Source organism: Brevibacillus laterosporus, from assembly GCF_030489605.1.
GTDB classification, from domain to species: Bacteria; Bacillota; Bacilli; order Brevibacillales; family Brevibacillaceae; genus Brevibacillus_B; species Brevibacillus_B laterosporus_E.
The window spans coordinates 276156-297086 of the sequence record NZ_JAUKFY010000004.1 but is presented as its reverse complement, the minus strand read 5'-3'; the positions used below and the strand labels follow the sequence as shown (position 1 = coordinate 297086).

The 20931-nt window shown below is 43.4% G+C and carries 17 protein-coding genes and 1 riboswitch; of the genes, 11 read left to right on the top strand and 6 right to left on the bottom strand.

The features are described from left to right. Window position 1: 1 nt before the first annotated feature. From QZ995_RS06715 to QZ995_RS06705, 3 genes are read right to left on the bottom strand one after another with little or no spacing between them, the layout of a single operon-like run. Complete coding sequence (locus QZ995_RS06715; RefSeq protein WP_301804685.1) at window positions 2–766, bottom strand: ABC transporter permease; 765 nt, start codon at window positions 764–766, stop codon at window positions 2–4. Further along, window positions 763–1059, bottom strand: a complete 297-nt coding sequence (locus tag QZ995_RS06710) for an MTH1187 family thiamine-binding protein (protein WP_031415582.1) — start codon at window positions 1057–1059, stop codon at window positions 763–765. Before QZ995_RS06710 ends, QZ995_RS06715 begins: the two co-directional genes overlap by 4 nt. 32 nt (window positions 1060–1091) lie before the next feature. Beyond that, complete coding sequence (locus tag QZ995_RS06705) at window positions 1092–2120, bottom strand: ABC transporter substrate-binding protein (protein WP_301804677.1); 1029 nt, start codon at window positions 2118–2120, stop codon at window positions 1092–1094. Window positions 2121–2194: 74 nt separating this feature from the next. Next, a riboswitch (TPP riboswitch) is annotated at window positions 2195–2302 on the bottom strand. A 240-nt stretch (window positions 2303–2542) separates the two neighbouring features. Here QZ995_RS06705 and QZ995_RS06700 point away from each other — a divergent pair. From QZ995_RS06700 to QZ995_RS06650, 11 genes are all read left to right on the top strand, one after another. Next, window positions 2543–3850, top strand: coding sequence for a Na+/H+ antiporter family protein (locus QZ995_RS06700; protein ID WP_301804675.1), 1308 nt, complete (start codon window positions 2543–2545; stop codon window positions 3848–3850). 355 nt (window positions 3851–4205) lie between these two features. Beyond that, window positions 4206–4766 (top strand): type VII secretion target, encoded by a 561-nt coding sequence (locus QZ995_RS06695; RefSeq protein ID WP_301804672.1) that lies wholly within the window; start codon window positions 4206–4208, stop codon window positions 4764–4766. 274 nt (window positions 4767–5040) lie between these two features. Beyond that, on the top strand, window positions 5041–5793 hold the full coding sequence (locus QZ995_RS06690) for a vWA domain-containing protein (RefSeq protein WP_301804671.1): 753 nt from the start codon (window positions 5041–5043) through the stop codon (window positions 5791–5793). A 16-nt stretch (window positions 5794–5809) separates the two neighbouring features. Next, window positions 5810–6694, top strand: coding sequence for a hypothetical protein (locus QZ995_RS06685; RefSeq protein WP_301804669.1), 885 nt, complete (start codon window positions 5810–5812; stop codon window positions 6692–6694). Between the two features lie 27 nt (window positions 6695–6721). Then, window positions 6722–7537 (top strand): hypothetical protein, encoded by an 816-nt coding sequence (locus tag QZ995_RS06680; protein ID WP_301804667.1) that lies wholly within the window; start codon window positions 6722–6724, stop codon window positions 7535–7537. A gap of 14 nt (window positions 7538–7551) precedes the next feature. Beyond that, a complete protein-coding gene (locus QZ995_RS06675) occupies window positions 7552–7965 on the top strand; it encodes a hypothetical protein (RefSeq protein WP_301804665.1) in 414 nt (137 codons plus the stop codon). 26 nt (window positions 7966–7991) lie between these two features. Then, a complete protein-coding gene (gene essC, locus QZ995_RS06670) occupies window positions 7992–12206 on the top strand; it encodes a type VII secretion protein EssC (protein ID WP_301804663.1) in 4215 nt (1404 codons plus the stop codon). 150 nt (window positions 12207–12356) lie between these two features. After that, entirely contained in the window at window positions 12357–12626 is a 270-nt protein-coding gene (locus QZ995_RS06665; RefSeq protein ID WP_003336004.1) for a WXG100 family type VII secretion target, read from the top strand. 181 nt (window positions 12627–12807) lie between these two features. Further along, window positions 12808–14916, top strand: coding sequence for a WG repeat-containing protein (locus tag QZ995_RS06660; RefSeq protein ID WP_301804652.1), 2109 nt, complete (start codon window positions 12808–12810; stop codon window positions 14914–14916). 133 nt (window positions 14917–15049) lie between these two features. Then, window positions 15050–15955 carry a selenium metabolism-associated LysR family transcriptional regulator gene (locus QZ995_RS06655; RefSeq protein WP_301804650.1) on the top strand — a complete coding sequence of 302 codons (906 nt, stop codon included), beginning with the start codon at window positions 15050–15052 and terminating at the stop codon, window positions 15953–15955. A gap of 53 nt (window positions 15956–16008) precedes the next feature. Further along, entirely contained in the window at window positions 16009–17010 is a 1002-nt protein-coding gene (locus tag QZ995_RS06650) for a lipoate--protein ligase (RefSeq protein ID WP_301804648.1), read from the top strand. Between the two features lie 184 nt (window positions 17011–17194). Here QZ995_RS06650 and nadE read toward each other — a convergent pair whose 3' ends face one another. The 3 genes from nadE to QZ995_RS06635 form a co-directional block, all read right to left on the bottom strand. Next, window positions 17195–18022, bottom strand: coding sequence for an ammonia-dependent NAD(+) synthetase (gene nadE, locus QZ995_RS06645; protein ID WP_301804646.1), 828 nt, complete (start codon window positions 18020–18022; stop codon window positions 17195–17197). 159 nt (window positions 18023–18181) lie between these two features. Then, complete coding sequence (locus QZ995_RS06640) at window positions 18182–19945, bottom strand: UbiD family decarboxylase (RefSeq protein ID WP_301804644.1); 1764 nt, start codon at window positions 19943–19945, stop codon at window positions 18182–18184. Window positions 19946–20085: 140 nt separating this feature from the next. Then, the gene (locus QZ995_RS06635) at window positions 20086–20679 is read right to left on the bottom strand and encodes a GNAT family N-acetyltransferase (RefSeq protein ID WP_301804641.1); all 594 of its coding nucleotides are present in this window, start codon (window positions 20677–20679) and stop codon (window positions 20086–20088) included. Window positions 20680–20931 lie beyond the last annotated feature (252 nt).

The following is a 20931-nucleotide window of genomic DNA, read 5'->3' as shown; positions in this document are numbered from 1 at the left end:
CTCACTTATTCGATTGCCATCGGAGCGCCCAGCGTTCTAAAAGATGAATCAAGCCAAATAGTAAGCAACTGACTATTACAATGAGAAACATGGTCACAAAAACCCGATCAGCACGAAAGGAAGCCTTTGCCATAAGCATGTAGACGCCTATCCCTTTTTGCGACCCTAACCATTCAGAAATGACGGCACCCATAACACTGTAGGTTGCCGAGATTTTTAGCCCGGAAAACATGGAGGCAAGCGAGTGAGGTAACTCTAGCTTCCAGAAAATTTGTTGGCGAGTTGCTCCAATCATTAGCATATATCGTTTGATTTGCGGATCGGTTTGCGCCAGTCCCGTCATTGTAGATAGGGTAACGGGAAAGAAGCAGACCAGCGTAATTAAAATCATTTTTGGCAATAAACCAAAGCCAAACCAGATCATCAAGAGAGGAGCTAAAATAATGGTCGGTATGTTTTGACTTAGGATGAGTAATGGATACAAGGCCGCTTTAATAGGCGGCGTCACATGTAATAAAAAAGCAAGAATTAGACCAGTAGTACTCCCAATTGCAAAGCCCAGCAGGGTGATCTGTAAAGTAGCCCATAGGTGTTGTGTAAGCTGAGGCGCTTGATTCCAGCCTTCTTGGAAAATAACAAGGGGACTTGGTAAAAACCATGCCTCTGGTTTCCAGATAAAAGTCGCAAGCTGCCATATAAAGAGAAACAGGAAGACCGCGAGTACGGGCGGCCATCCTGTTTGATATAGACGACGATTGTTATTCATGGACGATATTTCTCCGTCAATGCATCCATAGAAGCCAACCCATCAGCACGGTGATAAATTTTGATTTGGGAGATTACGGACGGGCAACCGGCCTCAACCATGACATCATTCATCTTTTTTACGATAGCAAGCAGTTCTTCCAGCTCGCCTTCCATCGTGGTTTCTAACGGGCTAACGAAATATTTTACTCCTGATTGCGAAATCACTTCAATTGCTTTGTCTACAAAGGGAATGACTCCCTCACCTTGAGGGGTGGTAGGGATTATTTGAATGCTAACTAATGCGTTTGCCATCTGTAATCGCTCCTCTATGTGGTATGCCGCGTTTATGATTTTGGTAAAAAGTCATTGGTAAATGCTTTGTCTACATCCAGTGGTTTTTCTAATAAGTGATGTTCCACCATCCAGTCGGAGTAGCCTTGCCATACTTCGCGTTTCTGTTCTCCCCAACGCGGGGCATCATCCTGATAACGTGGACTTAACCATTTTTGGCTCGCCTTTACCAATTTTTCATCCAAATCGGGAACATGCTTAAGGAGGATGCTAGCCGCTTCTTCCGGATGCTTAGCAGCATATTGATATCCCTTGGAGGTTGCTGCCATGAAGGCTTTAACTATCTCTGGCTTCTCTTGAATCATTTTTTCATTCGTAATGAGAACAGGGGTATAATAATCTAGTTTATCCGAATATTTATTAACGTATATCATGTTAATTGGCTCGTTTCGCAGCTCTGCCTCAATGCCTGTCCACGCATAAAAAATCCAAGCGAAGTCAATATCGCGTTTTACAGCAGTAAAGTAATCTGCTTCGCCTACATTAATTATGTTTAGCTTATTGATATCGGCGTTTTCTAAGCTCATCAGAGATTGTAGAACAGCTTTTTCACTTGGAGCCCCATAGCCTCCGTAGGTTTTTCCTTCAAAATCTTTGGGAGATAAAATCTTCTTGCTTACCGGTGAAGCAAAACCAGAAGTATTATGCTGAATGACAGCGGCAAGCGATACGATAGGGACGTTTTGAGTTCGGGCTTGCGTGACGCCCTCCTGATAGCTTACTCCAAATGGAATTTCACCGGTGGCTACCATGGTATCAGCTCCGTTCATGCCAGGCTGAACGATCTCTACATCCAGTCCTTGCTCGGCGTAGTAGCCTTTTTCAAGAGCGACATATAATCCGGTGTGATTCGTATTAGGTGTCCAGTCAAGGACGACTTTGCTTTGGGTTTTGGCAGGGGCTGCTTCAGGTGTCTTTTTGTCACTTGGTGCATTTGGTGTAGCAGATTGTCCGCAAGCTGTCAGAGCGAACACGAGCAACCCAGAAAGTAAAGTAGCAGATAAGCGTTTACTAGTTCTCATAATCCCGAAACCTCCATGTTGTTTGGTAGACAACAAAAAAACGCAACCTGTCTTGGAAGCGTTCATGTAAGAAGATATCAGAAGCTTACTTTCCTACGCTGGCATTATCCAGATCAGGTTATGGGTCAGTATTAAAGGAATACACTCTCAGCCGGCCAATTCCAGCTCCCCGAAGCGTTTTGCAGTTGTTATCGTTACTGCCATCATATACTCAATTGGAACGTTTGTCTATAAACAATACAATTCAATAATTGATCCTGTTAGTTTTGATCATTGTAAAAAAGTTCCGCAGTTTACTTTAGGCCCTGGAATAATTCAGGGGAGGATATGGGCTGTATTTCGAGCTACAAAAGCGCTTGTCACAAACACTTTACTATGTTATAACTTTAGTTAGCTAATATACTAAAGCGCAGGTGAACGTTATGCTATTATTTAATGGAGTTATACTTTCGGTGATTGTGATTGTTATACTGTCGCTGTTGCGATTAAATGTCATTTTTGGCTTGATCGCCGCTTCCGTAACAGCAGGACTGGTTGCCGGTGGTTCATTAACTGACACTATTCAGATGATGGTGCAGGGGATGAGTGGACAGCTAGAAACAGCGCTCAGTTATATTTTACTTGGGATGTTTGCTGTGATGATCGCCAAGTCTGATATTACAGCCTTATTAGTAAAAAAATTATTGGTGGTATTGCGTGGAAAACGTGGTATTTTACTGATGTCCATTGCTACAGCAGCCTGTTTGTCTCAAAATGCAGTACCCGTGCATATTGCCTTTATACCCATTCTAATCCCACCCTTGTTGACCTTGTTTACTAAAATGCAAATTGATCGTCGTGCTGTAGCTTGTGCGTTAACATTTGGCCTGCAAGCACCCTATATTATGCTTCCAGCGGGCTTTGGCTTGATCTATCATCAGATAGTTGTATCTGAGATGGGAAAGGCTGGTATGTCAATAGCAGTAACCGATTTTCCAAAAGCGATGATTATTCCAGGGATTGGTATGATTGTTGGGTTATTGGTGGCACTATTTATTAGCTATCGTAAACCGAGAACGTACCAAATAAACGCTGCGGATACCGACCAGGATCACGAGAAGCAAGAATTGCGTTTTACAAAACGTCATGCGTTCACCCTTGTAGCTATTCTCTTAGCGTTAACCGTGCAATTATTGACGAAATCACTTATTATCGGTTCACTTACAGGAATTGTTTGTTTATTTATTTTTCGAGTGGTGCCGTGGAATTTGGGGGACGAGGTGGTGCAGCGCGGTGTTGCTATGATGGGATTTATCGCCTTTGTTATCCTCCTTGCATCCGGCTATGCTACTGTGTTGAAAGAGACTGGAGCTGTTCAGCAGCTGGTAGCATCCGGAGTGGAGTATTTTGGTCAAAATCGGTTTTTAGCTAGTGTGATTATGCTATTGATCGGCTTAGTGATCACCATAGGAATCGGTTCTTCATTTGGTACGGTCCCAATTATTGCTGCTATATTTGTACCGCTTTGTGCTGGACTGGGATTCTCTGTACTTGCGACAGCAGCGTTAATTGGCACAGCTGGAGCTTTGGGGGATGCAGGATCTCCAGCTTCTGACAGCACCCTAGGGCCTACCTCAGGATTGAATGCAGATGGGCAACATCATCATATCTGGGATACATGCGTGCCTACATTTCTTCATTATAATATACCCTTGTTTTTATTTGGACTGATAGCTTCCTTTACTCTGTAATTCTCATCATGGTAGTAGTCACGTTGCGTGGAGAGGATAAAAACATCCATGCTGCAACTACAAACTCTTGACGTATTTATCAATCATGTCAGGAATAGACAAAAAATGACAGTGAGTCTTTTTCAGTGAAAAAGACTTTTTTTGTATCTATCTACCTATACGCAGCGAAAAAAACAGGACCAATTACTCTAGTATGAAGTTCCTGGTTCTGTAAATCTAAAAAGATAGGGAAACTCCCTGAATTTGTTCCAAAAAACTTGTTAAGTAAGCATCATGATTCATTTCCAAGGTCACGAGTAATGAAATTCCGTACTACCTGTTAAAACGAGTATGAGTAAATCAGAGGGGATTAGAGATGTCGCGAATACTGGTACATCCGCATCTGTTGCAAGAATTGGGTCACGAATACAACCGAGCTGCACAGGAGTGGAACGAAATAGAAGGACGTTTGCATCATGCAATGGAAAGTCTTAGCTGGGAAGTAAGGCAACACTCACAGCTAGAGGATAATTGGCGTGCTGTCCGGGCTCTAATGGAGCAGCTGCAAGCACACTCCAATGATTTAGCTAAGCGTCTCGTTGAATCTGCGGAGCGCTTTCAACAAGTTGACAGAGAAAGTGCAGAGCGATTAACAATGACAATAGAGCAGGTTCGTCATCAATTAAGAGAGCAGGGAGCTGTACTGGGATTAAACTCATCACGCTTTTTTCCTCAGCAGGATATGCAACGTCATTTAGCTACATTGGGCACCACGGAAGAGCTGCCAATGGCACGTTTTCAATTTGTCCGTGAAAATATACAATTTCTTGATGCTTCTATACATGATGGTTATAGCGTGGATACAAATGAAGATGATCAGGTTCAGCCTTCTGTATCTGGTTTGGTTAAAGTAAGTGAAAAAATTCCGCGGTCCTAAAGCGATTGTTCTACTAGGAAGGACGGCCAGTTTTTTGATTTTTACACCTGGAAGGTTACGCAGGCATATCAGCTGAGCGAATACTTTTTTGTCCTGTAGTAGCAATCAGAGCCGGTAGGAAAGTAGTGTAAGTAAATGATCAAAGGGGGGAATCTCCTAGGGAAGCGTTGAAAGAAGGAAACAGATGAGGCCCTTCAAATCCCGCATGATACCACGGAGGCTCGAATCAAGCTTGCCGTGGTTCTCTACAACAGGAGCATAAGGAGAGTCGATTATGAGCTATGAGTTGCCAGCGACACATCGAACCCCTGCTCTTATCATTTACCTGATTGATGTGAGTGGTTCCATGTGTCTGCCTATGGGAGATAAACGCAGGATTGATGTAGTGATGGAAGCATTATCTGCTGCCATTCGCCAGATGATTTTTCGTTCTACAAAGGGAACTCGGATGTCCCCACGTTATCGCATCGCAATGTTAGCCTACAGCGATGAAGTATATGATTTATTGGATGGAATTCGAGGCATAGATGAGGTAGCCCGTTTGGGGAAGCTGCCCGAAATAAGTCCGCGTAGATTGACAGATATGGCCAAAGCATTTAAACAAGTTGAGAAATTATTGCTAGAGGAGCTCCCGTTTCTACAAGATTCTCCGGCCCCATTAATCTGCCATATGACCGATGGAGCTGCAACTGGTGAAGATCCGGAGCCCATTGTCAAACGAATTATGCAAATGGCTGTTCCTGATGGACATGTGCTAGTTGAAAATATTTTTATTTCCGAAGAGGTGCACGATCAAGAGATTGTCGATGTGAAGCGCTGGGACGGAATCATGCCAGATACAATTTTAAGAGATGAACATGCCAACAGGCTGCGTTCGATGTCCTCTGTCTTACCGGAGAGCTATCGTGAGATGATGAGTGAGTCTATGTATCAATTAAAAAAGGGTGCCTTGCTTATGTTTCCGGCTACCAGTCCAGAATTGGTGTCTTTAGGGTTTCAAATGTCGGCAGCAACCCCCGTCCGTTAAAGACAGGTGATGCAATGTGAAACAAGCCTATCGTTATAAAAACATACATCAACACACCGAGCAGTCTGTAACAAGAGAAGTGGAACAATTTGTCTGGAGATATGCGTACGCCCGGGCTTCGGAAACGCAACATGCTCAGGAGAAGGGGCAGGATTATCTAACGTTTGCCAGAAACGAGCACTCTTTTTTATTTGCATTGTGTGATGGCGTATCTCTCTCTTACTGTGGGGAGCTTGCGGCCAAAATGCTAGGGGACGGGCTACTGGATTGGCTTGCTTCCGGTCTCTTTGAGAAAGAGGAGCGGGAGGAGTTCCTCCTACAACAGTTGGATATACATCTACAATCGTTAACCACTGTAACTAGTAGAATCATAGTCAATCATCCGATACCTTCAAGTATTACAGGCTTGCTACGTGATGTATTAGAATCGAAGCGGACACATGGAAGTGAAGCCATGTACATTTGCGGACGCATTGATCTACCCTCGCATTCCTTTCCTAATGGAAGAATCCTATTCGCTTGGCAGGGGGATTTACGGTTACGCTTATTTAGCCAAGAGCTTGAAATAACGGAATGCTTACAAGGAACATTTAATACACAAGAGCGCTGGTCAACGTTACATGGACCTGTGGGAGGAAAGCCTCATTTATTTCAATCCAGTTTAACTGGACAACATCGCTTTACACGAATGATAGCCTATACAGATGGCTTAGCCACATTAGATAAATGCTATCCGCTCCCGACAGACAACGAGCTACAGTCCATGATTCTTCAAGCGGGTAACAGTCCGCTTAGTGATGATATAGCGTTAATGGATGTTAGCTGGAATCAGACAGACTCGTTTATCCCATACGATAAGGCGGGACACAAAAGAGAGTGGTTCGCTTGGCTTACGCGATAAAATCAATAGCATTGTAAGGAGGCTAGTATGAAAAATCCGATTGAAACTATTTCAATCACGGATAAACAGCTATACTTTTTAGCATGCCTAACTGGTGCTGATCAAGTACTAGGTATAGCAGAGCCTTATGCTGGGTATCTAACAGAGGACTTGCAAGAGGAATGGGACCTAATAAAGACAGAGCTATTACACAAAGGGTATATTTTTGAGGATGAGACAGGCTTGTACATAGATGAGATGGTAAATTCCCTTGTAGCTCCGTGCGGACATGCCACAACGTGCTGTTACTTTCGTTACACTGATAAACATAGAGAAGCGTATGAGGGGTATTTTCATTTTGACCGAGAAGTTGTAGTTGAGAAAATAGCAGCATTAGGCGGTAAAAATGTTTATGAGCTACGTGCCTTAGGTGAACCCTTGGAAGCGAGTAAAACAATGTGTAACCGAATCAGAAAAAACGCTGAGGAAAAAGTAGTAGTTCCCTCTATTGAATTACCAAATGCCATTTTTCAACAGATTAGAGGAATGGTAGAAACAGCCTCTATTGACGAGCTTTGTGCCACCTTAATGGAATATCAGTGTCATCAGGATGCAGCAGAGGCTTTTGCTCAGTCCTTGAAAGCTCAATGGTGCGAGGGACAACTAATTACAATGTCATGGCATCAAAATGAATGGAGCTTAAATGGCATGACGTTTCTGACCTCCAGTATTGCCAATTGGCTGATTCGTTTATTTGTGAAGGAACGAGAGGATTGGGTCTGTATTTCTTCGAGCTCTCATATGGAAATGGATGAGGTTTTGCAGGAAATCATTTTAGAAAAGCTGGTCGCTCAGACGATCTAAAAAATGGTGGAGAAATGGATAAAATCATTGTGACAATTGTAACAAATGCTGATAAAAGTAAGTGGCTGGACTTTGAATTACCGACTCATTTTCCCTGCCAACTGATTGCCGAAAAGGTCTCTCGCATGATAAAAGCCGGTGATCCTCATGAGGGGACTGATGCAAGATATCTGCTTGAAATGAAAGTGGGGGAACATGAATGGAAAATCCTTTCGTCGGAGTCCACCTTGTTTGAGTTAGGTGTCAAGTCCGGGGCATATTTAAGAGTACAGCGTAGCTTTTCTACTGGTGGAGAGGGCCAAACCATTGAAGGTTGGCGCTCTTTATATCAACAACCATTATCTGAAGCTGGCCATGTACCTACAGCAAATGAGAAAAAAGACAAAAACAAGAGCGAGCTAAAAGGGTATGTGTGGAAAACCTTATAAACAAATACAGGGGAGGGGGAGCAGGAATGGCCTATGATTATTTTCAGCGATCACCGCGCTTAAAGCGTACATTACCCAAGCAAACAGTAGAAATCCATCGACCTGCTCTTGTTCCCCAGCCACCCGCTTTCTCCATCATTTCTATCATAATCCCCATTATCATCACGGGGATTTCGCTTTTTGCTTATTTATATATGGGATCAAGAATGAGTACGGGAAACAAGAATTTTTTCGTGTTTCAAATGATTTTTATGAGCACCATGATTATTTCATATACGGTTCCGGTGTTTACCTATCTGTATAACAAGAGAAATTACCGCAGACAGGCAGAAACACGAACCATTCAGTACCAAGAGCAATTAGAGAAACACAGACAAGAATTAAAAGAGCTACAAACGGAACAGCAAACCATTATGCACGAAATGAACCCGTCTGTTTGGGAGTGTATACAGCGGATAGAGAAGAGAAGCAGTTCACTGTGGGAGCGTTCTGCACGTGATGAGGATTTTTTACAGTTGCGTTTGGGGCTAGGAACGCTGCCAGCTACCTATCAGATTATAGCGCCCAAACAGGAGGGCTATGAGACAGAGCCTTTGATTGCGGAAGCCCAAGCGTTGGCTCAAGCCTTTGAAAGAGTTGAGTCGGTTCCTATTTTACTACCCCTGTATCAATCGAAAGTCATAGGCGTGGTCGGTGAGCAGGAGGCTATTCTAAATGCTATCAGGGTGATGGTATTGCAGATGGCAACACATCACTCTCCAGATGAGGTGAAAATCGCTGCCTTTTATCCAGAGTGGGAAGAAGAGCAATGGAAATGGTTACGCTGGCTGCCGCATACTTGGGATGATGAACAGACCATGCGATTTGTTGCTCAGGAAAAAGGAAGCGCTCACCAACTTCTCGATGTTTTGTACAGTCAGCTAAACCGGCGGAAAATGACGAGGGCTACTGATTTTCGTAAAGAGGCAGAGCTACCCTGCTGGGTGTTTATTCTGTCAGCTCCCCATCTAATTGAGGACGAGCCTATTTTGCCCTTACTTTTAAAAGAGGCTGAAGCAATCGGGGCATGTACGATTTTACTGGCAGATAGGAAAGATTCGTTGCCTATGCAGTGTCAATTGATTGTGGAAATACAGGGAAATCGCGGTGTTTGTAAGGAAACTGTGACAGGGGATGTGACTGGTCTAGGAGAGGGAGAGATTGCATGTACTGTAGATGACCTCCCATTAGATAAAGTGGAGCATGCTGCGCGAATGATGGCAGGTGTAAAGGTCAAGCGCTCTACATCAGCAGAAATTCCTCAGCGACTATCATTATTTGAGCTTTTGGGTATTAAAAAAATAGAAGATTTGGATGCAGCTACCCTCTGGCGGGCGAATCGGTTTCCTCAATCCTTGCCAGTTCCAGTGGGAGTGCGAACAGGTGGAAAAAAAGTTCTGCTGAATATACATGACAAAATAGAACGGCGTGGACATGGACCGCATGGATTAATGGCTGGCACGACAGGTTCAGGCAAAAGCGAGGCTATTCAATCCATTGTTGCCTCATTAGCCGTTCATTATCATCCTCATGAGATGACTTTTTTATTGATTGACTATAAAGGCGGGGGAATGTCTAACACGTTTAGAAATTTACCGCATTTGGTCGGTTCCATCACCAATCTGGATGAACAGCTCGTAGAAAGAGCGATGGTTTCGTTACGAGCTGAGTTAATCCGTCGGCAAAAAATTTTGAATGAAGCGGGAGATCTTCAGCACATTGATGAGTATTATGAAACGGCATGGAGGATGACTCATCCCCTACCTCATTTGGTTATTATTATTGATGAGTTTGCTCAACTAAAAAAAGAGCAACCGGAGTTTATGAATGAACTAATATCAATTGCAACCATTGGTAGGACGTTAGGAGTGCATGTAATCCTAGCTACGCAAAAGCCTGGCGGTGTCGTAGATGATAAGATTTGGAGTAATGCCCGTTTTCGTATTTGTCTTAGAGTTCAAGATGATGCGGATAGCCGGGAAATGCTAAAGATACCGGATGCAGCATGGATTACAACGCCTGGGCGTGGCTACTTACAGGTGGGGAGCAATGAGGAATTTGATTTGGTCCAGTTTGCCTGGAGTGGCGCACCATATCTAAGTGATCAGAAACAAAACCAAAACGAGCCGGAGATTTATGAGGTTTCATTAAGTGGAAAACGTACGCAATGTCAGATAAATGAAAATCTACACATAGATCAAACGAGAAAACAGAAGAAGCAGCTTCAAGTCTTAATGGAATATCTGGCAGGCATAGCAGAGAAAGAAGGGGTCAGCCGATTACCTGGTCCGTGGCTTCCTCCTTTGCCCAAACAGCTTGCTTTAGAGGATATTTCAGAGCGTACATACGGCTGGAACGGTAAGGAATGGGGAGCAAATGCTCCAGGTCTTTCTGCCATTGTAGGCTTAGTAGACGATTTGGCACAGCAGCGACAGGAGCCATTACTACTATCACTAGAGGAAGGGCATTTACCTATCTATGGGATGCCGGGAACAGGAAAGACTACATTTTTGCAGACACTACTATTATCTCTGGCTACTCGTTATTCCCCAGAACACCTTCATTTTTATTTGCTGGATTTTGGGCGAACGTTGCGGGACTTTTCGTGCTTGCCTCATGTTGGCTCCGTCATTTTGGATGATGAAACAGATAAAATCAAGCGTTTATTTCGTTATCTGCTTGAGGAGTTAGGCAGACGCCGAGAGCTACTTGCAAATAGCGGTGTGACAACACTCCGAGCGTACCAAATGTCTACGGGGAAGACCGTACCTAGAATCGTCGTGTGCATAGATGGCTATCTAAACTTCCGAAATCAGTACTCCTATGAAAATGATCAGCTTGAGCAGCTATTAAGAGAAGGGGGAAGCGTAGGTCTTTCTTTCGTAGTGACTGCTAACCGTATTACTGATCTTTTGGAGAGAATACGAGGTAACTTTTCTCTGGGAATTGCCTTTGAGCTATCTGCTCCAAGCGACTATTATTTTGCAGTGGGGCGTCCTACAAGACCCCCCGTCCATTTACCAGAAGGAAGAGGGCTAGTGAGAGGACAAATGCCTCCACTCGAGTTTCAGACTGCTTTACCGATAGCAGGCGAAGACGATCTGCAGCGCTCGGTTCGACTGCGCAATGTAATGGAGCAGATGAGCCTTGCTTGGAATGGGGAACGTCCAAAAGAAATGTTGCCACTGCCGGAAGTTGTTTTCTTGGAGGAGCTATTAGCTATCAACCCTGTTATTCCTAATAAAACCTCTCTCTCTACTATATCGGATATTTCGATATCCTCACCTTCAGATACATTTAAAGCTCCTGTAGGTATATATGTAGATGATTTAACTTTGTTTGAAGTAGATTTAAAAGAAGGCCCGTATTTTGTGGTAGGGAGTCCGATGGAAGGGGGAAAAACCTCCTTTTTACTGACATGGGTACTCTCTCTATGCGATCGAGTGTCTCCACAAGAACTTGAAATTTACTGTATCGATTTCCAATCCAGTTCCCTATCCTTACTGTCTCTAGAACACTTGCCACACGTAAAGGGAATGGCCACCAGAGAGAGCGAGCTTACAGAATTGCTTACTACTCTAAGTGCGAAAATAAAAATGCGTCACACTCATGGTGATCAGCTAAAAAATCAATTGTACACAGAGCAATCGACCTCTTCACAGATGTACAGGGAGGAATTGTTCAATCAGGTTGAATCCATCCAATCAGATAGAGCAGAGGGGCAAAATAATAAGGAGCCAGCTCTTCTGCTGGTAATTGATGATGCAGATTTATTTTTCAAGCAGATCACAGATTATCAAATCAAGGATCAATTGACTCAGTTGGTTCGACAAGGCAGAAGCCGCGAGCTGTATGTCATTATCTCTGGGGTGCCGTCTGATTTTCCGTATAGTAGCAACGATTGGCTATCCGAGATTAAAAATATGCAAACAGGCTTTTTATTTGGCAGTATTGATGCCAATGACTTGGCTTTCTTGAAAATCCCATCGACTGAAGCTAGTCATTACCCTCATGCTGCCTATAGTAAAATGCTGCCATCAGGTCAAGGCTACTTTGCTAAAAGGCGTTATCATCGGGTCAAGGTAGCTGTGCCTTTCGATGAGGAGCGATCCCTACAAGATCTCATCCGCACGATTAATCAAAAATGGGTGAGGGAGGATGCTTCTAGGTCGATAGATTCACAAATTAAAATTTATCGTTAAAAAGGAAGGGCAAAAGTCCTTTTTAACGATAAGTGAACATAGGTGTTTCTTTCTAAATCAGCTTCCTTATAAATTGGGAATTGTTTCTAAAAATACTCTAGGCTACAATAGGACAAAAGAGAATGTGAACGACTTGGGGGGAAAAAGAACATGTCACGCATTTTAATTTCGCCTGATCAAGTGGATGAAGTAGCAAACCAGTTTCAACAAAGCAAGGAACAAAGTCAGCAAGTGATTGATCGTCTCAACCAACAAATTCACCAAATGGAAGGTCAGTGGGACGGGATGACGAAACAAAAATTCTTCCAGGAATTTCAGGAAGCGAACAGACAAATGACTGGATTTGTCCTGCTGCTTGAAAGTATATCACATGAATTACATGCAATTGCTACGAAGTTCCGTCAGGCGGATTCTCAATAAAGCAAGAAAATCAGAAAAGGACTAGGTGGGAAAGAGAGCCTAGTCCTTTTCTTAGTGAGAGAATACATAGCACAAAAATCAATAGTCAAAAATTCTTTGAACGCGCATTTATGGTTTTCTGCGTGCCACAATCTATGTTTACTTTATGAATACTAGGATGTAAGAAAGAGAGGAGGCTCTCATGGTATTTCAGCCGAGAGTAGAGGAAGAGCTTCATCTACACAATGCTACATATGCAATCGGCGAGCATCCAGTCGCTCCTCATGTTCCCTACGGTCAGGAGGGGCGTCAAGGAATTGTCTATCAAATGATTCCTCGAAAAGAAGCAGATTCCAAGTGGAAGGCATTAAAGGTGTTTCGTCAGCAGTATAAAGATCCGAAGCAGGTTTATCTATCTGAACAAATCAAGGATTTTGCTACTTTACCAGGGTTATCTGTATGTGACCGCATTATATTGACGCCCCAGAAACATGGAAAGCTATTAAGTCAGCACCGCGATCTGATGTATGCGGTGGTTATGCCCTGGATAGAAGGACCTACTTGGATGGATATTATTATAGATAAACGGGCATTAAACCGGACGGACAGCTTAACCTTAGCACGTTCATTAGCTAAGGTTTTATCAACTATGGAACAACAAGGGTTAGCTCATTGTGATTTATCCGGTCCCAACTTGATTCTGCCAGGTCTTGTCAGGGATCAGGCAGAAGACGGCTTTTCCCATGTAGAGCTGGTGGACGTAGAGCAATTATATGGGCCTAGATTAGAGCGGCCTGATGTCTTATTTGCTGCGTCTCCCGGCTATTCTCTGCCGCAAACCTCTGCGGCAGGCTTATGGAGTAAATATGCCGATCGATTCTCTGGAGCTATTTTACTAGCCGAGATATTAGGCTGGTATGATGAAACGGTCAGAGAAGCTGCTTGGGGAGAAAGCTATTTTAATCCAGAAGAGATACCTCACAGCACAAATAGATACCCACTTTTGGCAAATTCCATTCGTAATTATTGGGGGGAAGAGATTGCTTCCCTGCTTGATCGCGCTTGGCAAAGCAAGGAGCTAAATGAATGCCCAACCTTTGGAGAATGGTTACTCGCTTTAATGGATGTAAAGGAAGAAGGGCAAACGGGATTCGAAAAGCAGAAGACGGACGATCAAGCAACGATTCAGATCCCCATACCGCAAGCAGACATGCCTTTTTCTGGAATAGAGACGGAACGAATGCTTGCACCGGAAATCTTGAAAACGGAAGAAAACGCACAAGGTGACTTTGCAAATTTGCCTGTCATCTATCAAAACATAGAACAAGCGAAACAGTGGGAGGAACAAGGGGAGCTGGAACGTGCAATAGAGACCTATCGAGCTGTGCAGAAACAACTAGGGCCCCAGCATGCTCTCGCTCAGGATCTATGGATGATAATCGCTGAGCTTGAAACAAAAATAAAAACACTAAAGCCTTTCCCAGAGGAGAAAGCATCCCAATCGGCACCTGCCAAGCAAGAGGAACGTAAAAACAGCATGGCTAAAAAAAAGCTTGGAGCAGGAGTTGCTGTTGCCTTTTTTCTCGTAGCAGCTGGTGGTCTTATGTGGAGTAATGAACAAAATAAGAAGCAAGCGGTCAATGCTATTGAGATAACACAACCTGCCGAAGGGGACAAACAAGCCAAGGAAGCCCGGGAAGCTTTGGAAAAAGAAGCTGTGGAACAACTAAAGATTGCTAAAAACCTACAGGAGGAGCAGCTAGCGAAGGAGAAGGCTGAACGGGATGCCAAAGCAAAAGCAGCTCAAGGAAAGAAAGAACAGACGAATGAGCGGCAAACCTCTAAAATTACAACTAACGTAAAGCCTGAAAAGACCAAGAAAGATATACAAGTAAAAGAAGAAGCGCACCGCAAAACAAAAGCAGCTCAGGAGTCACCTACTAAAGTAACGTTACATACACAAGAAAAAGACAAGATACAGGTGAATCAGAAAAAAAGCACTCCAAAGCCGAAACTTCCCACTCTTATTCCTAGAGAGAGGGCGGGGAAGTGGGGCTTTGTTGAGCTAGATTCAACCGGTACTGCTAATGTCGTGGTCGAGTATCAGTATGATTATGCGATGCCTTTTTCGGAAGGTTTTGCTGTAGTGAAGAAGAATGGTAAATTTGGCTACGTGAATACTGCAGGTCAGGTTGTCATTGCATTAACCTATGATTGGGCATCTAGCTTTCAAAATGGAAAAGCTACGGTGAAAAAGGACGGAGAGAATGTAGTAATTAATCCTCAGGGGATAGAATTGCATACCCAGTAGCCGCCCTGATCCCCGTTTCAATAGCCCTAAAAGAAAATGACTATCCATCCCCTTCTGGACGCGCTTAGAAGGGGATTTGGTGCTGAGATGGAATAAGGAAGGAATAAACAAGCCAGAGGAGGAGTTCTGATCCATGAATTTCGATTCCCTACGGATTTTTGTCAAAGTAGTAGAAAAGCAAAACTTCTCCCGTGCTGCTGAAGAGCTTAATCTGTCGCAACCCGCGGTCAGTCTACATATTCGCCACTTAGAGGAAGAATTTGATACTACCTTTATTATTCGTTCCCCGAAGCATGTGAGTGTGACTAGAGCAGGAGAACTTTTTTATCAAAAAGCTAAACAGATTCTCTATGCTGTAGATGAAACCCGATTGGAGCTGCAAGCCCTCAAGCAGGAAGTAAGCGGCCTCCTTTCTCTTGGTGCAAGCTATACAATTGGGGAGTATTTCTTGCCTAAGCAATTGGTTGTGTTTACCAAGGAGTATCCAAAGGTACAGACGCAGGTAAAAATTAATAATACTCGAGAAATCATTGAGGCGTTAATCGATGAGAAAATCGATGTAGGATTAATTGAAGGGTCAATCAGTAGCACTGATGTGGATGTGCAGGTTTTTATGGAGGATCAATTGGTGCTGCTTGTTCCAAACGATCACTCTTTGGCACGCAAAAAGGTTGCAACTCAGGCTGACTTAGAGAACCAAGTGTGGATTTTTCGTGAATCTGGTTCAGGAACGCGTGAGCAAAGTGATAATATTATCCAAGAGCTAGGGATACAAGTAAAGCGTTTTTATGAATTTAGCAGCAGCCAAGCAGTTAAGGAGGCAGTAATGGCAGGGCTTGGCATGTCAATTGTTTCAGGATTGATTGCAAAACGCGAGGTTTTTTTGAAAGAATGTAAAGCGCTTGCTATCGGTTCAAAGCCGCATAAACGCCTTTTTTCGCTCATTACCAAAAAAGGTAGACCGAAAAGCAGGGCGGCTCAATTTTTCGAAGACATGATATTGCAATCTCCAGAGCTTGAGCAACAGAGTAAGAGATGAGATAATAGAGTGAAAATCATTCTTACTGATAACTGGCACTGGAGGGCATCAACATGAAATTCATTGACAATCAAGGCATTACAGACCCGCGAATCAATCTAGCTATTGAGGAATATGCCTTAAAACACCTGCCGGCAGATGATGATTATCTGTTGTTTTACATAAATGAGCCATCCATTATTATTGGTAAAAACCAAAACACGATCGAGGAAATTAATGCAGATTATGTGGACGAGCATCGAATTCACATTGTGCGCCGTTTATCAGGTGGTGGTGCGGTTTATCATGATTTAGGCAACCTTAACTTTAGCTTTATTACCAATGACGATGGCAAGTCCTTTCATAACTTTAAAAAGTTTACGGAACCAGTTGTGTTAGCTTTGAAGGAAATGGGAGTAGAGGCTGAATTAAGCGGACGAAACGATATTCAAGTCGGTGAACGCAAAATTTCTGGCAACGCTCAATACTCCACGAAGGGACGTATGTTTAGCCACGGTACTCTCTTATTTGACTCTGAAATGGAGAATGTAGTAGCAGCGCTGAAGGTGAATGCTGCTAAAATTGAATCGAAGGGCATCAAGTCAATTCGCAGTAGAGTTGCTAATATCACAGAATTTTTACAGAAGCCAATGACTATCGAAGAGTTTAAACAGCATATTTTACACTCCATCTTTGCTCAGGGTGAAGTAAGTGAATACGTGTTGACCGAAGAGGATTGGAAAAACATTCATGAGCTATCCAAGGAACGCTACCAAAATTGGGAGTGGAATTATGGAAAATCACCGAAGAGCAATTTCCAACAAACCAAACGTTTTCCGGTAGGAACGATTGAGCTTCGTCTTGATGTGGAGAAGGGAAAAATCAAACATGCAAAAATTTATGGCGATTTCTTCGGTGTAGGGGAAGTAGCTGATATTGAGCAAAAGCTTATCGATATTCCGATGGAGAAGAAAGCGATCCGTGAGGTTTTGGAGTCACTTCATTTGCCAACCTATTTTGGAGCTATTACTGTCGAGGAATTATTGACGATGTTTTTTGACCATGACACCGAATAGCAAATCCCGACATTCCTATTGAGAATACATGTTATGAAAAACAAGGTGATGATTTTGCCTTGTTTTTTTGTTTTTGCAAATGAAAAGCAGGTTAAGCATCAATCTGCTAACCTGCTTACATCAAAAGCCTTCAGGTATCCGGGTAGGGCAAGCATAGTTTGCCCTACTAGCTATGTAACGAGCTTTATTTTTGTTCCTTCCACCATGTATCAAATGGCGTAACGGGCAGGTGGCGTTTGTGTGCAGTACGAAGGTAACGCTGATCGATTTTTTCGGCAATCTCGCTTGGAACAGATTTCCCTTCCAAGTAATCGTCCAATTGCTCATAGGACATACCCAGTGCTGTTTCATCAGGTAAAAGTGGTTTATCATCCTCAAGATCTGCTGTAGGTATCTTGGCATAGAGAGCTTCCTCTGCACCAAGAGCTTGTAATAACTGTTTACCCTGACGCTTGCTGAGTCCCGTAAGAGGTGTTAGATCACAACCGCCATCTCCGAATTTAGTGAAAAAGCCGGTAACAGCTTCAGCCGCATGGTCTGTTCCAATCACTAATAATTGGTAGTGGGCGCCTAGATCATATTGAACCTTCATGCGTTCGCGTGCTTTAATGTTTCCTTTAAGAAAGTGAGATAATTGTTCTCCAGTTGCTTCCTCAAAGGCTTGTACGGAAGCATCTACAGCGGGTTTTATATTTACCGTAACCGTGCGATCAGGCTTAATGAAAGCCAGCGCACGCCGGGCATCCTCTTCATCCTGTTGAACCCCGTACGGCAATCGAACAGCGATAAAGCTATAATCCTTACCAGTTTCTTGGCGAATCTCTTCCACGGCTAATTGGGCGAGACGACCTGCCAATGAAGAATCTTGTCCACCACTAATTCCAAGTACATACCCTTTGGTGTGCGTTGCAAGCAGATATTGTTTTAAAAAATCCACTCTTGATCGTATTTCTTGCTGCGGATCGATGGTCGGTTGCACATCCAGTTCCGCTTGAATTTGTTTTTGTCGCATGCTTATCCCTCCATTGCTCCGACTATCTTCTTTTATATTATATGGGTTTCCTTGCAAAGTAAATCTGACAACAAAAAAACCTCCTTCCTCTGTCATCTGAGGTAGGAGGTTATCTATTTCATCTACGCCGAACTAGAAGACGCACACAAGGAGTATCACTTACAGATGAGGAAAGTATTCCTTCCAACGTCTGCTGACCAGTTTGTCAATGTCTGGACGGGTTTCGACCTCTGCTGGATAAAACGGCTTCATACGAGCATCAACGACTAATGGCCCCTCATAACGGATTTTATTGCGTACGATAGTTGATTTGGCATATAGATCGTTTGCTGGATCAAAGCGCGTAAAGACTGTCCAGAGGAAGCTGCTTTCCTTGCGTGAGATCGCAGCGTCATCAACGATACAAATCATAGGCCAGTCGGCTAAATGTTCATTGGCATAAGCGATCAAATCTTCCCCTATTTGCGGGGCATCTTCAAATTTTGGTCCTGAAATTACGAGACAGCCTGGGCAAAAGACCTCTACATGAGGAAAACGCGGGATGTCTGGCCCGTTATAAGTGTGTAGCAGGTCACGAACAGGATCGCCAATGCCGAGCATTACTCCTTTGCTACCATGATTAAATTTGCGTCCTGTATAATCAAGTGTATCGTTGGAGGTATCGTTGACAATCAGTAGGTCACGTTCTGGTTGGAAACGAGCCAACACAATCTCTAAAAACTTACTGAACTGCGATAGGTCACAATGTACATCCGTAACCATCAAAAACTTGGTTAATGTAAGCTGACCTTCCCCTAGAATTCTAAAAGCATGAGCCATTGCTTCTTTATAGTAGCTTTCGCGTACGATTGCTCCAGCTAATGCATGGAAGCCAGTTTCCCCATAGGTCCAAAGAGCCTTCACTCCAGGCATGACCACAGGGAAAAGCGGTGACAGCAGGCTTTGCAGGTATTCACCAATAAAGAAATCCTCCTGGCGCGGCTTGCCAACCACTGTAGCTGGATAGATCGCATCTTCTCTGCGCCACATTTGCTGCACATGGAAGACAGGGAAGTCGTGAGCTAAGGAATAATAGCCAAAATGGTCGCCAAACGGTCCTTCAGGTCGGCGAACATGTGGAGGGACAATACCGCCAAACACGAATTCTGCTTCCGAAATAATTTTATGCGGATGATTGTCTACTTCGGTCATTCCTAGCTTTTCTCCCATTAAGAGAGAGGAGAAAATGAGTTCCGGAACCATCTCTGGTAATGGAGCGATAGCAGAGACAATCAGAGCAGGCGGTCCGCCAACTGTCAGGGTTACCGGCAAAGCACGGTTACGTTTTTCAGCCTCGTAATAGTGGAATCCACCACCTTTATGAATCTGCCAATGAATACCCGTAGTATTTTCATCATATAGCTGAATACGATACATCCCCAGATTGTGTTCTTTACTGACGGGATGCTCTGTGTAGACAAGTGGCAAAGTAACAAACGGCCCCCCGTCTTCATGCCAGCTGGTAATAGCCGGTAATTCGTGTAAATTGACATCAGTTGTATGTACCTGAGCGACAGGAGCATTTTTTAACGATACGTTTTTCGTACCTGTTTTCATGACACTTAATAGAGGATCACGTAATCCCCAAAGGGCAGAGAGCTTCGGGGGCATCAGCTTGTCCATGTTGCTTACTAATTGCTGAATAATTTTTTCTGGTTTTGGTCCGAATGCCATATCGACCCGTTCACGGGTTCCAAATAGATTGGTTACAATAGGGAAGCTTTTCCCTTTAACATTTGTAAAAAAAAGGGCCGGCCCTTGTTCATTAATGACTCGACGATGAATTTCTGCCAATTCCAAATAGGGATCAACAGGAGTATCAATCTGCAATAATTGTCCTTCATCGCGAAGCTGTTGGATAAAAGTTCGTAAATTTGTATGCATGAAAAGAGGTCACCTCATAATCTATCATCGCTTGTGGATATCTATTCTTAACTGTACACGAACTGGATGCATTGATCTAGCCTAAGATTGTACAAAATGAGCGAAATAGGGAGGTTTTTTCAAAGAAGGGTGTACTTTTCCTATATGTAACCTTGCATCATAAGGGCCAGCTTCTCTTTTACCTGCGGCCATTCTGAATCAATAATCGAAAACATTGCAGTATCACGGACATAACCATTGGCCAGACGCATATGCTTGCGAAGTGTGCCCTCATAGGTCGCTCCGATTCGCCGAATAGCTCGTTGTGAGTTCTCGTTGCGAGAATCGGTTTTAATTTGAACGCGAACACATCCGAGATGTTCAAAGCAATGGCTTAGCAACAAATATTTACACTCCGTATTCGCACCTGTTTTCCATAGGCGTGGAGTGAGCCAGGTTGAACCGATTTCTAAGTGGTCATCCTTACTAGAAATATTCATAAAGCGAGTAGTCCCAATAATGCCTTGGGAGGAACGCTCCCTAATAATAAAAGGAAATTCTGTTCCTGCTTCCTTTGCATCGTATGCTTTTTTAAAATAGGCTTTCCAGTCCTCATTTGTAACCATTGCCTTCGGTAAAAAGGTCCAAATTTCGGGAAAACTTCCGACTTGCTGAAGCTCTGCTTCGTGTTCTGGCTGTAGCGGTTCGAGTACTACGAAAGTTCCTTGTAATTGAATGGGAGTAATGACAAGCATGTAGTTTCCACCTATCTATGCGAAAGTTCTAAATCTTTTTACTATCACCAGATTAAAAGGTATTGAGCAGAGAAGCAACTCATTTTTTAGGAGTGCTGTACGTTGGTATGGATGATTTAGGGAAGAGAAATCCACCTTCATGCGTAACTTTCACTCACATCGGGGAAACTAAGCCGAACAATCGGGAGGTGAGTCAAACCATGTCCAGCAAGAACAACAAATCTCAAAACAAGGCGAAAAACAGAGGTAAAA